Annotated in this window: 17 protein-coding genes; 6 read left to right on the top strand and 11 right to left on the bottom strand. The window is 36.3% G+C overall.

Annotated elements, in window-relative coordinates; all coding sequences use genetic code 11:
• Positions 1–93: 93 nt before the first annotated feature.
• The 9 genes from AAHF87_RS00770 to AAHF87_RS00730 form a co-directional block, all read right to left on the bottom strand.
• Positions 94–369 (bottom strand): hypothetical protein, encoded by a 276-nt coding sequence (locus tag AAHF87_RS00770; protein WP_342146330.1) that lies wholly within the window; start codon positions 367–369, stop codon positions 94–96.
• A gap of 290 nt (positions 370–659) precedes the next feature.
• Positions 660–1,316, bottom strand: a complete 657-nt coding sequence (locus AAHF87_RS00765; RefSeq protein WP_342146329.1) for a hypothetical protein — start codon at positions 1,314–1,316, stop codon at positions 660–662.
• A 125-nt stretch (positions 1,317–1,441) separates the two neighbouring features.
• A complete protein-coding gene (locus AAHF87_RS00760; RefSeq protein WP_342146328.1) occupies positions 1,442–1,849 on the bottom strand; it encodes a type II toxin-antitoxin system VapC family toxin in 408 nt (135 codons plus the stop codon).
• Positions 1,849–2,085: a type II toxin-antitoxin system prevent-host-death family antitoxin gene (locus AAHF87_RS00755; RefSeq protein WP_342146326.1), complete on the bottom strand. Its 237-nt coding sequence runs from the start codon at positions 2,083–2,085 to the stop codon at positions 1,849–1,851. The genes AAHF87_RS00760 and AAHF87_RS00755 overlap by 1 nt, the downstream gene beginning before the upstream one ends.
• A gap of 45 nt (positions 2,086–2,130) precedes the next feature.
• Positions 2,131–2,331 carry a hypothetical protein gene (locus AAHF87_RS00750; protein ID WP_342146324.1) on the bottom strand — a complete coding sequence of 67 codons (201 nt, stop codon included), beginning with the start codon at positions 2,329–2,331 and terminating at the stop codon, positions 2,131–2,133.
• Between the two features lie 76 nt (positions 2,332–2,407).
• The gene (locus tag AAHF87_RS00745) at positions 2,408–2,587 is read right to left on the bottom strand and encodes a hypothetical protein (RefSeq protein WP_342146323.1); all 180 of its coding nucleotides are present in this window, start codon (positions 2,585–2,587) and stop codon (positions 2,408–2,410) included.
• A gap of 49 nt (positions 2,588–2,636) precedes the next feature.
• A complete protein-coding gene (locus AAHF87_RS00740; protein ID WP_342146321.1) occupies positions 2,637–3,218 on the bottom strand; it encodes a DUF6475 domain-containing protein in 582 nt (193 codons plus the stop codon).
• Positions 3,215–4,183: a hypothetical protein gene (locus tag AAHF87_RS00735; protein ID WP_342146319.1), complete on the bottom strand. Its 969-nt coding sequence runs from the start codon at positions 4,181–4,183 to the stop codon at positions 3,215–3,217. The genes AAHF87_RS00740 and AAHF87_RS00735 overlap by 4 nt, the downstream gene beginning before the upstream one ends.
• A 46-nt stretch (positions 4,184–4,229) precedes the next feature.
• Positions 4,230–5,135: a YdaS family helix-turn-helix protein gene (locus AAHF87_RS00730; protein ID WP_342146318.1), complete on the bottom strand. Its 906-nt coding sequence runs from the start codon at positions 5,133–5,135 to the stop codon at positions 4,230–4,232.
• Between the two features lie 123 nt (positions 5,136–5,258).
• Here AAHF87_RS00730 and AAHF87_RS00725 point away from each other — a divergent pair, with 123 nt between their 5' ends.
• On the top strand, positions 5,259–5,594 hold the full coding sequence (locus tag AAHF87_RS00725; protein ID WP_342146316.1) for a hypothetical protein: 336 nt from the start codon (positions 5,259–5,261) through the stop codon (positions 5,592–5,594).
• 22 nt (positions 5,595–5,616) lie between these two features.
• On the top strand, positions 5,617–6,708 hold the full coding sequence (locus tag AAHF87_RS00720) for a tyrosine-type recombinase/integrase (RefSeq protein WP_342146315.1): 1,092 nt from the start codon (positions 5,617–5,619) through the stop codon (positions 6,706–6,708).
• On the opposite strand, the gene AAHF87_RS00715 is transcribed toward AAHF87_RS00720, so the two are convergent.
• Together AAHF87_RS00715 and AAHF87_RS00710 are read right to left on the bottom strand one after the other, a co-directional pair.
• On the bottom strand, positions 6,698–6,994 hold the full coding sequence (locus tag AAHF87_RS00715; RefSeq protein WP_342146313.1) for a type II toxin-antitoxin system RelE family toxin: 297 nt from the start codon (positions 6,992–6,994) through the stop codon (positions 6,698–6,700). The genes AAHF87_RS00720 and AAHF87_RS00715 overlap by 11 nt on opposite strands.
• Positions 6,981–7,238: a type II toxin-antitoxin system Phd/YefM family antitoxin gene (locus AAHF87_RS00710; protein WP_342146311.1), complete on the bottom strand. Its 258-nt coding sequence runs from the start codon at positions 7,236–7,238 to the stop codon at positions 6,981–6,983. Before AAHF87_RS00710 ends, AAHF87_RS00715 begins: the two co-directional genes overlap by 14 nt.
• A 282-nt stretch (positions 7,239–7,520) precedes the next feature.
• Between AAHF87_RS00710 and AAHF87_RS00705 the strand changes: the two genes are divergently transcribed.
• From AAHF87_RS00705 to AAHF87_RS00690, 4 genes are all read left to right on the top strand, one after another.
• Positions 7,521–7,706, top strand: coding sequence for a hypothetical protein (locus AAHF87_RS00705; protein ID WP_342146309.1), 186 nt, complete (start codon positions 7,521–7,523; stop codon positions 7,704–7,706).
• A gap of 126 nt (positions 7,707–7,832) precedes the next feature.
• The gene (locus AAHF87_RS00700) at positions 7,833–8,015 is read left to right on the top strand and encodes a hypothetical protein (protein WP_342146307.1); all 183 of its coding nucleotides are present in this window, start codon (positions 7,833–7,835) and stop codon (positions 8,013–8,015) included.
• Positions 8,016–8,398: 383 nt separating this feature from the next.
• Positions 8,399–9,694, top strand: coding sequence for a DEAD/DEAH box helicase (locus AAHF87_RS00695; RefSeq protein WP_342146305.1), 1,296 nt, complete (start codon positions 8,399–8,401; stop codon positions 9,692–9,694).
• Between the two features lie 213 nt (positions 9,695–9,907).
• Positions 9,908–12,553, top strand: coding sequence for a hypothetical protein (locus AAHF87_RS00690; protein ID WP_342146303.1), 2,646 nt, complete (start codon positions 9,908–9,910; stop codon positions 12,551–12,553).
• Positions 12,554–12,567 lie beyond the last annotated feature (14 nt).

Here is a 12,567-nt window from a genome sequence, read left to right as displayed (position 1 = left end):
GCTTATAGTAATAGCAGAGGTAGCATGGGTCAAGAGCTGAAATAAATTTATTTACTCACTCTCCATGCTAATTAAGCTTTATGCAAAGAGATGCTAAACTTCTTCCTGTTCAAGCTGCTTAGAAAGCTTTAATATCTCTTGGATAGTCTTTGGAGCGAGGCCTTTAGATTGCATAATTTTTTCAACTGCCTTCATAGCCTTTTCGACACCTTGATGCAGGTCTTGTTCTTCAAGTTTCTGAGCAACACTCATATTATCTTCCCCATATGTCGGAATGTTTTCGAGCATAACTAATAACTGCTTAACGCCACGAGTATTAGCGTCTCTAAAGATAGAATACAGCATAGTTTGGCATTGTTCACTGGACAAATATCCCTTTTTGAGTTCCTCTTGCGGTCCAAAACAATCGAAAGGACTTCCCGTGCAGGGATAAAGGCGTGACTTTCACGCTGCTGAGTAGATGACTGTTAATCATCTACTCAGTTGTTTTTGCTATGATTAAACTTCTATTAAAACAAGCACTTATTCGACTAACGTCACTAGTCAAAAAGCTCTTGATGCGAGCTTTGCGCGTCAAGAGCTCTTCATATCTGTCAGATATTTTTCTTGGATAGTTTTTACCCTCCTATCAACAGTGAGATTTATGTTAGTCAGTTGGATTATTTTTTATCATACTCATCCAACTTTTCTTTGTAATCATTCTTTTCCTGCTCAGACTTATCTAATTGCTCTTGCAAATCTTTACCTTTTTTTTCGCAGTCATCCAACTTATCCTTGATTTTTTTTACTTCATCTTCGAGTTTTCTTTTGTCTAATTGATCCTTTAAATCCTTACCGTTTTTCTCGCACTCAGTCAATTTATCTTTGTATTGTCTTAATAAATTCTCATACTCGGCTAACTTATTTTTGAATTCCTTTCTTTCTTCTACACATTCCTCTAGCCTTTTTTCGTAGTTAATTTTATCCAATTCACATTGTGTGAGCTCATCCTTAATATTTGCATCCAAATCAAGTTCAGCCTTAAAGGAAGTAAGTCCCAAGGGTATTTGTGTTAAATCACTGTCAGCCGGTACTGCAATATTATCACCTAACAAACCATAGTCCTCAAAAAGTTCTAATTTGCAGATGTTACCGGTTTTGACCGAATGCAGATGATCGTTCAATGAATCTGGTATGTCTTTTAACCCTTTGCCAAAATCCACTACATAACCCACATAGGCGATATAAGCATCACCCTCAAACTTAGGTTTAGTGAAGAAAATCGCTTCGGTAGGACCCGGCTCTTTTTTGTCTGTTTTTGATAAGGTATATATCATTTAATCTTTCTCCTATTAAAGTAGAGAAAGATTATCTAATGAAAATGGGTAATATAATTTACATGATTGAATCATCATCTTGAACCATTTGCCAAGCAAACGCGCGCCAGTCCAGGAAATACAAATTAAATTAAAATAACTCCTAATTTCTTAGCGATCTTAGCTAGAGCCTTATCTTTAGTCGCTAAAGGAATACCTAAGCGTAAGGCTAATTCAAGGTAACTAGCATCATAGCTAGTGAGTTTTTCCTTATAGGCCAGCTGACTGGTCTCATGAAAGGCACGATAGGAAGTCTCTTCATCAACCTGTATCGATAAACTACCGATCAACTCGAGAGATAAGATGACATGAGCATAACTAATGCGTTTACGCCTTTCGGCAAGAATTAGAATATTGCTCATTTCTAGCGCCCAAAGACTCGGCACATGCGCCGTTTCTTGTTCTAAGCGCTCTAATAGAGACCAGGTATAGGGGCTAGCTTCATCATCAAAGCACCAAGACAAGGCGATAGAAGCATCTAATACAAAGCTCATTAGCGCCGTCCCTGGTCACGTAATTTTTTCCAATCATCCTTAAGCGTATGCCCATGGATTAAATCTTTGAGCGCCGCAATAGCTTGTTGAATACGTAGCTGATTAGCCGCAGTCGCGGGTACCAGCTTAGCCACGATGCGACCATGTTTAGTGATAACGATTTGCTCACCTTTTTCCACTTTATCGAGCAACGCAGAAAAATGTGTTTTGGCTTCAAAAGCACCCACTGTTTGCATAATGACCTCTTTAAATTAAACTAGTCTTAAACTAGTTTATCACATTTAATAGGTCATTAAAAGATTTAACGATGCCCTTTTTTGTGCATTCGGATAACCAAAGTAAGCGAGGACCTCAATCGAGGTATAGCGTTTATTACACTTAGGACAATGTCTTCTGCGTAAGATTTTTTTTCCTTCTTCTGATTTACGTGAATTAATTACCCGTGTTTTGGCATATTCACAAAACGGATTTAAACACTTCATAACTTTATTCCCTTGTATAATGACTTTCAATAAAAAATGATAAATTACACATCAAGCTTAACTGCCTGCCTATCCGCTACAGACGACGTATGGTCCCGGACAGCATGACATAGCGTCTTAAATGTTTAGGCTCATCTTTGGGTAATTTACGCTGCATTTTTAATCTTTTATGTCTTATTTTTTTGCGTAATCGAAACTCTCTTACGAACGGAAAACAATCAATCAATAGCGATAGGAATCCGAGACGTTTTAACATAATTTATTCCTTAAAAATGATATAGATAAAAAAATTTATTATTAATGAATTACTTTACCTCCTTATTTTTTAAATGACTTGAATTCAAGACTTGCCTTATATTTTTAGGCCTAGGAATATATTCAGTAAAACCCTTTAATTTATTTTGATGTTCGATTTGTCCAGTTAAATAACGTGGCATGCTAGCCAATTTTTTAAGTGCATAATAATTTTGATAGCGCCGCTCAAATTCTTTTTGTGCAAAAATCAAATCACGTTCCGATTGTTGACATAAAAAAATCCACCCTCCCATATCTCTAATCACAGAGTGGATCAAAGGATCCGTGAATATCACACTCTCGTAATGGCCGATATGTCGAATGGTGGTAATAATTTCTGTCCAAGCCGCTAGACCTTTACTTGCTGTATCACCCTCTATCGCTTTAATCCAATCCGCAGGACTTGGAAAACCTCTTTTGGCATAGTCAGGATTTTTCAAAAAATCCCATAAGCTTACCTCAAACACGGCATACGCATATTTTTTCAAACAATTCCAATAGGTATGTAATAATAACGAAGAAAGTTTGCGATTATAAACTTCTGCCAAAACCATCATTCCTTGCGTAAATTTTTCTTGATCTTCTGAAGTCATACCATTTTTTTCCCTTTTAATAATTGCAGATCATGCGGCTTAGTCACTTCTGGATTAGAAGTCATCCATTTTTTTGCTATTTGTAAATTATGTTCAAAAGTTATTGGAAATGAACGACACGCCGCTGGAAACTGTTTTTTTTGCTGTTGCTCTTTAGTCAACCACGCATGAATATGTCGTAAAATACTCGCGCGGTGCTTACGTTTATTCGGATTAGTAATATTCCAGGCGATCAATTTGCGCAATTCTTGTAATACATCGATTTCAGCATAAAGAGTTTGCCATTCTTCATATTCTTGCTGCCTCACCTGATAAATGGCATTACCCATGAGAGGTATCGTTAATAACGGTTCTGAACTTGGGACACTGGAATGCTTAGTCGTTAAATTAGCAATGTGTGCGTCGGATGGTGATTTAAACCCTTCAATCTCTTCTTCTTGATCCTGTTCTTGTTTCTGTTCCTGATCCTGTTCCTGATTAAGGCAAGACTTAGTCAATGACTTAGTAGCATCTTTTACTGCAGGTTGACGTAAGGTTTCTGCAAAGGCTAGCTCGAAGGCTTTACCTAAGCCTTTTACAAATGCTTCTAGTTTATAATAAGCTTCGTTTTTAAGTGTACATTCAGGGATTTCATCCCAATGCAATGCCCAGCTTCGCACTACATTCGGTGATTGAGGTTTATTATATTTAATGGCATTAGCTATAAAAATAACGCGTGCCTTGAGATCAGCTTGCACCAAACCTTGGCCCATCACTTCTTTTAAAGCACGTTGAAATCCTATCAATGACCATCCTAACTCTTCTGCCATAGCACCCGCACCCGCACGATACAAACCTGGGATAGAGGTGGTATGCGGATTGCATAATAGATAAAGAAAAAGTGCTTGGCCACTCGGTTTTAAAGGGGTTAATGAGCGAAATTTCTCATCACACCAAATCCTGACATCTAACATTCGATAGCGCATAATTTCCCTCACTCAATGAATTAGACTGAGAATTTATTAACCCTAATTAACTTACTGCTTTACTTAAATTAGTTTTTTTTACTTTTCTAACCGATAAAACTGGACATAATTTAGCTGCTTTAGAAATACTTATTTTTCGCTGATCAACCTGCTTCATCAATTCCTTGCTCGCATAAAGTTTTAATCTTTTAGCATTTTGATAGGTGAAATGACTGCCAAAACCTAAGCGAGTGGCAATTAATTGTCGTAAAGGTGTCCTTTCTTCTTGATTCACTTGTGCATCATTATTCATAAGTCGTGGCTTTTGAATTCCTCTCGGCATAATATTTCTTTTTTTGCTGAGCTCAGCTTGGCTTTTTGCTTTTTCAAGATCACTACGATACCCTTGTCGACTCCCCAAAAATTTTTCTAATGCCATGCCTATCGCAACGCGCTCACTGATAAGGAAATTTTTTACAAATAATTCACTGCTGTAATGCCCTTTCGCTAAGTCAGTTAAAGAAACACGCCACGCTGGAACTGTTTTTTTAGTATGGTGTTTATATAGATAAAAAATCTTTTCACCAAAGATCAACGTATTCTCTTCATCCAAACAAATAGGGCGCTGTTTATGCAGAGGAATCGATGCGTTTTTCTCAGTAATAGTTATTACACATTTTTCTGATTTGATACGCTCAATGGCAACATAAACTAGCTCACACGGTGGTAAATCAAACTTGGGTAACCGTAAAGTTAAGTGCTTTAAACGTTGCACAATATGAAAGGGCACTAAATCCTTCCAGTTAATTTCACCGCCGGTTAAATATTCAATTTGCAAGGCATACTCTAAGGGTATTTTGCTGACTCCTTTTATCCAGGCGTAGACATGTTCACGGTGTATACCTAACTTTTTGGCCATATGCTTAACTGAACCTAAACTATATATAGCTTTATCTAACATTGCTTCCTGCATGAACTCACATCCTTTATTTTTCGTTCTACAAAAAGTCTATACAATAAAAGTTAAATTTTTTTACATCGTAAGTGCGTATCTTATCGAGATAAAGTGAATGCTTAGTTAGAGTTAGGAAGAGTTATGCAACCTCGCTTAATCCGTTTGCGTGATGCCGCAAAATATTTAGGTATGGATAAAAATCGATTCAATAGCGAAGTTAGGCCTTTTTTAATTACATTAAGAATTGGTCAGCAAGGAATTGCCTTTGATCGATTGGATTTAGATCAATGGGCCGATGAGTTTAAAAAACATCAAGGCAAACCTGCACAACGTGTTATACGTTGGCAAGCTCATGCGATTAAACACTTGTTAACAGAAAAAAAACATACCACTATCTCAAAAAAAACGCTTGATGAAGAATTTCAGCAGTTGGTCGATCAATTATCGAGAAAGAAAGCAAATCTTTCACGTTCATAAGTTATGGTAAGGAGTTAGCTAAATGGCAAGCAAACGCTCACCCGGTCTCATTAAAAGAGGATCGATATGGCACATCAATAAAAAAATTTATGGTCGACGCCTGTCAGAAAGCACAAAATCGTCCTCATTGGCAGAAGCGGAACGCTATTTAATGCATCGCCTTGAAGAAATCCGGCTAGCCAGTATTTACGGAGTAAGACCGACACGTTCATTCCGACATGCCGCACTTAAATTCCTTATTGAAAACCAACATAAAGCGAGCCTGCATATTGATGCGCGCTTACTAAAACAACTGGATGCGTTTATCGGTCATTTACCGCTGACAGCGATTCATCAAGGCAATCTAGCAACCTATATACAAACGCGTAAAGCGGCTGGAGTAAAAAATCGAACTATTAATTACGGATTACAAGTCGTACGTCGCATTTTAAATCTCGCTGCACAAGAATGGTTGGACGAAAATGGTTTAAGTTGGTTAGCCAGTGCGCCAAAAATTCGCTTGTTACCTGAGCAAAATAAACGTTTACCCTACCCTTTATCCAAAGAAGAAGAACAACGCTTGTTTGATCATTTACCCTTTCATTTAAAACAAATGGCCATATTTGCCGTTCATACGGGCTGTCGTGATCAAGAAATTTGTCGCTTACAATGGCAGTGGGAAGTGAGCATACCTGAATTAAATACCTATGTTTTTATTATTCCTGCCAACCTAGTTAAAAATCGGCAGCATCGATTAGTTGTTTTAAATCAACAAGCCAAACAAGTGATTGAAGCACAACGCGATTGCCACCCTATATTTGTTTTTACTTATCGGAATAAACCTTTATCACGGATGTTAAATTCTGCATGGTTAAGCGCACGCAGGAAAACCAAACTTCCACAGGTACGTGTGCATGATTTAAAACATACGTTTGGCCGGCGTTTACGTGCGGCTAACGTCAGTTATGAAGATAGACAAGATTTACTCGGCCACAAAAGTCAACGCGTGACTACGCATTACTCCAGTGCAGAGTTAGCCAATTTAATTGCAGCGGTAAATTCTATAGAGATGCAAACTAGCAGCGCCGGTCTATTTACGTTATTAAAACCTTCCTCGAGGCAGTCTATGCATTAGACAGATTAACTTTTTTTCGTTTGAATTTTTTATAGACCTCATTATCATTGCGCTTACCCATAAAAGCGATGATGAGTAATTTCCTTGCTGCGTCTATTCGGTAGATCACTCTATATTCACCGACATCAACTCGATGATAATCAGAAATCCCTTTTAATTTTTTTGCGTCTTGTGGAAATGGATTTTCCTTTAAGGACTCTACAGTCATTGCTAACTGTCTTCCATGTTTAATAGGTACTTGCTTTAAAAACTTTAAAGCTTGTTTAGCAAAACTAATTTTTATCATCGTCACGTAAGGATTTTAAAAAATCTTCACTTTCTTTTTCGCTAACTAACCCGTCCATTTCTGAAGTTTTTGCTAAAATTTCCCACAACTTATCTTGAGCATCTTCTAATAGTTGATATTTTTTTATCGATAGTACCACTGCAACAGGCCGCCCTTTCTTTTCAATTAGAACATTCTCGCTTTGAGCGGCATCCAGCAGTCGACCAAATTCATTTTTTGCTTCTCGGGCTCCAAGTGTCAACATAATTCACCTATAGTGTTCATTAGGTGCATAATAGCTCTAATAGATCGGTATAGCAACTAATCCTAGTTAATACCATAAATACCAGTTTTGTATTTCCCTGATCAGTGATAATTTATATCTATCATAAATAGAAATAGTTAATAAAAAATCTATTGCTATAGAGATCATTCAATGATCTCTCCATTTATGCTCACTTAACAAAAAATAAGAAAGTTATTACTTTGAAGCACTAATGCTTTATTGAAAAAATAGTTATCACAAATTTTATTAAAGGAAAAAATTATGCCTATCGCAATTATATCTACCTTACTTACTACAGTCTTAGGAACCTTAAACACTGTACTTACTTTACTAGCTGTAGTTCCGGGCGCTGGCTCTGCTATTGCTCCCGTACAAGCTGCAATCGCTTCTGTCATGAGCGCATTAAGTATATTAAACGGATTGCCAGGGATACCTGTTGTAAGATAATTAATTAAGTGTAGATGAAGGAAGCATTGTGCTTCCTTCATGAAATTTAATTTTTAAGTATTAACAGCATATTAAATAAAAAAGATAAAATTTAAACACAAATAGATTCACAGCAGGATAAAAAAGATGTCCCTTATTATTATAACCGGCATGTTATCAAATGCATTAAGTATACTGACCACTGTATTAACTTTAGTTCAAACTATAGCGGGCGCTGAGGCAGCTACACTCGCTATAAAAGATGCGATTATCTCGCTAATAGAAGCCATCGGTATTTTAAATTCATTACCTCCTATAACCATTCCATAAAAAGCGTTTGATTATACCCAAGCAAATATTACTTACTTGGGTATAATCTAGTCGAAACCTATTTTTTGCATGCCTGAGTAAGGCATAGTACGTCAGCGTAATGCTCATTATGCTTTTTTAAATTTAAAAAAATGATCTAAAGTCAAATGAATACGTGAACCAGTCGATGACTGTTAATCATCCACTCAGCTGCTATAGTCAATGGGGAGATGAGAGGAAAAACAGCCACTGGGCTACTTGAAGGCTTACGTTAAAAATGGCTGTTTGCGACCGTCTATTTTTAGTGCAATTGTCCTATCATTTGCCACATAAGCCTGTTAGAATGCCCACTTTTAGAGCTAAAGATGTTACTTGGCTCAACTACTATAGCCAGGAACTTTTTAGTGAACTTTACAGAATTCAAATTAAACGCCCAAATTTTATCCGGTATTCAAGCCGAAGGCTACGAAGTAGCCACACCTATCCAAGCAAAAGCCATACCCGCCATCCTCGATGGCCAAGATGTTGTAGGCTTAGCACAGACGGGAACCGGTAAAACCGCAGCTTTTGCCTTACCCCTCTTACAACACCTGATGGCAGGACCTAAAGGTCAACTACGTGGGCTTATCCTTGCGCCGACGCGAGAACTAGCCGACCAAATTTGTGTTGCTATCAATAAACTCGGTGCTAAGACCGGTTTACGCTGCGCCACTATTTATGGCGGCACCGTTAATTATCGTGAACAATATCGAACATTACGCGGCGGCATCGATATCGTCGTCGCTTGTCCGGGTCGTTTGCTCGACTTACTCCAAGGCGGCAAAAACAGCCGTGAGCAAGCAAATCTTAACCACATTGAAATATTAGTCTTAGATGAAGCCGATCATATGTTTGATTTGGGATTCCGCGAGCCTATTTATCATATTTTAAAATATTTACCCAAGCAGCGCCAAAACTTGCTGTTTTCTGCCACCATGTCAGCCGATATCCGCTTACTGGCAGACAAAGTATTGAATAAGCCGGTTTCGATAAAAATTGGTGAATCCGCGCCCGCCAACACCGTCACGCAAACATTGTACCCCGTTTCAGAAGCACTCAAAACTGATTTACTGGAAACCATTTTACAAAACAATGCGGTTCAATCGGCCATCATTTTCACTCGCACCAAACATCGCGCTAAGCGTTTGGCCGAACATCTTGGCCATCTCGGTTACAAAGCAACTTCCTTTCAGGGAAATTTATCGCAAAGTAAACGTAAGATTGCGCTCGGCAAATTTCGCCATGGTGAATTAAAATTCTTAGTTGCTACTGATATCGCGGCTCGGGGAATTGATATCGATCATATATCCCATGTAATTAACTTTGATATGCCTAATACGGCGATAGATTATACGCACCGCATCGGACGTACGGGCCGCGCTTCTAAGTTAGGTGCCGCCTTTAGTTTGATTACCAACGGCGATAGACGCCAAATTCGTTCGATTGAACATCTACTTAAAAAACGTTTAGAAGAATGTATTATCCCTGAATTTGACTATAAAGCGAAAGCAAAAGCCCCCGCTGAACTCACCACAGCCGATAGACCTAGACAATATAACTATGCTCATGCTCATCAAAATTCAGCGTCTAGAAAACCAAAGCCACGCGTTAATTACCAAAAAAGTTATTCCGGTAGCAGAAGAAGAAAAACCACCGATTGATCCAATAACCGCTGCTTTCTTTTAGAAACCCATAATTCGACCTAAACATTTTAAAGCTCTTTTGATAAGAGATTTTTTCAGTGTTAATAATTTATTTTAAATTTTTGTATCTACAGCAAAAAAATCTTCTTCTTTTTTATAAATAAAAAAATTGATAAACTAAAAGTGAGTTGAAAAATTTAAAAAAATAAATATCTAAAGGGAAATTAGATTATGTTGGATTTTATCGCAGAACATAGAAAAATTGCTATAAATAAAGAAATTGAAGGCTTAAAGCAACAGTTATTAACGGACAAATATGAACGACAGGACATTGAAAAAAAGATTGAAGATTTACAAAAAAAATTAGATATTCAATGCCCATCCGTCGAAGATATATATGCTAATGCAAAACAAAAACTGAAAAATGAACGATCGATTGATTGTACGCTCAACATTAAAGAGAAAAAATTTTTTTACGAGATTGAAAGAATATTAAGTGATCCAGAATTTGTTCCTGTGGATGACCCTGAAAAAGTCATTGATTACCAAATAGGTCTGATTCGCCAATTAAAAGAATATAATTTGATCAAAGATCCACTATTTAATTACCTTCTGGCATTAAGATTATTTGACTATAAAAAAGAACTTGTATCTAACATCATTTCAGATCTACCTACAGAAAATATCCCAAGAGAAAACCTTATTAACGAGCTTAAAGTTAATTTTGACAATGAAATTTTTAGCAAAGTTAAGGATAAATTTGCCAATAGATTATTTGACCTATTAATTGATAAAAAAAACTCGGAAGATAAAATATTCGAGCTATCGCTTAAAATTGGCAAAATTAATTGTAAAGATAAACTAACTGCCGAACAAATCAATTATTTTTCAGCATTAGGAATCATTAATTTTTTAGAAAAAAAAGCATGTACGCAACCGGATTCTGATCAGGACAATGCAGAATATGATTTAATACTCCCTGTTGTTCCTGAGGATCTTCCTAGCGATGAAGTAAGTCCTATTGAAGTTTTTCAACTTAATCAATTGGCCCATGAAACGTTTGACTTAAAGGAATTTCAACAGATAACTGCAGCCGTGCTTGAAGCACTACCGGATGATAAAAAGATAGTGATAATTAACCAATCTAGTATAGCGTTTACCGATATTATTCATGCGACCTTAAGTCTTCAAGACTCCCATATCGATACCTTCCCTGTAAAAAATTATTTTGAGCAGCTTTTTAAAAAAAATGTTGCGACATTTAAAGCAGCGTTAATAGAACACTCTATTGAAATAAAACCAAAATATATCGAAAAATTGTGTGTTTTATGCACTTTAGGTTTATATAAAGGAAAAGAAAAGCAATTGCAAAATTTAAAAAATGACATTAAGCGAAATATTTTTAAAGTAAATAATAATAACCGTACCGCTTTATATATTTTAGACATTTTTTTAAAAAAATATGTGGATATTAACAACTTAAGCCAAAAACTGGTAGAACATAATCCTCGTAACGTAACATGGAACATGAAAGAAGGATTTAGTTCAATTCACATACAGCAAAACCAGCAACCACCCACTTCTCATCAAAACAGCATTTTTTTAAAACCTATGCAACTGAGTAATCGAATTCCTTTTTTAGTTCGGCGTAATGCGGATGAAATGAAAAAAATAAAAGCATTGATAGATTTAATGCAGCGTAAAAAAACACATTTAGATATTCTAACTCCGGTTTCATTCGAAAAATTGATGCAATCTAGTCTAAGAATTCGGCCATTAGAAAAAGAAAGGACACGATTATTTAATCAATTGGAAGTAAAAATAGATAAAGTGTGTGCAGAATTTCAAAATAAGCGGCGTAAAGCAGCTTCAAGTGAAAGAGAACTAACAGAAGACGAATGTTCAGAATATGTAACTTCCTTAGAAAAAAGAATAGCAGAATACAAAGAAAAAAATTCTCCAACCACTACTCAACAACAAGGAAAACTCTTGAAAGATGCTTTTTTTTATAAATGCCGAATGGTGGTTCTGGATAATTTAAAAACTAAACTGATGGAGATTAAATCCATATCTCCTAATACCAATAGGTCATTTGTAAGCTATAAGAAATACTTAAAACCTATTGACAAGCTAATGCATATTCAAAAAAAGCTAAGTTTACAACAACAACAAATTTTACAGGAATTTTCAAACTTTATTTTAAAAAAATTTTCGCAACTTAATCTATCTTTTGATGAGGCACAAAATGTTATCGCTTCCATACAACAGCATGCTATCTGTTGTTTGAGAAGCTATTCTGAAAAATTAAATGATGATTTATTAAAAAATTCACCTTCCTTATATGACAAGAATAAGAAATTGTATAACAAATATGCTGAAGTTCTACAAAAAATAGCTGACTCAAAACAACACGCGCTTAAAAAAGAAGCCCTTATATTGAAAATATTGGATCACAATATTTCATCTAAGAAAAATATTATGTATAGGGAAGAAGCGCTAAGCATATTGCATGACACTGAACAGTATTTGCATGTCATCGATTATCTACAGCGAGTGAGTGAATGGTTTGATCCAGAACACATTAATCTATACTCCAACGCTATTGAATTTGTTAATATAACAACAAGACAAAAGAAAATAATGCAAACGATACAAAAGACAGAGACGGGTATATCGACAATCTCAATCCAGCAGCCTACTTTAACATCAGTAAGCCAAATTGCAGCCAATGGTGATCCTGAAACCAACAACACAGCTAACTCTCAAACAGTGTCAGCGTCATACGTATCTCAAGGGCCGCTAAAAGTTAATTTTTTTAATTCATCTAAAACCGACTCACCCAAAGAATTAAGGAGCACTAGTTTGCAGTTAGTTTAAATATGACGTTTTAC

It is taken from the genome of Rickettsiella endosymbiont of Aleochara curtula, assembly GCF_964030935.1.
Classification (GTDB): domain Bacteria; phylum Pseudomonadota; class Gammaproteobacteria; order Diplorickettsiales; family Diplorickettsiaceae; genus Aquirickettsiella.
Note: the sequence above shows the minus strand (reverse complement) of the source record. Positions and strands in the feature narration are given on the sequence as shown.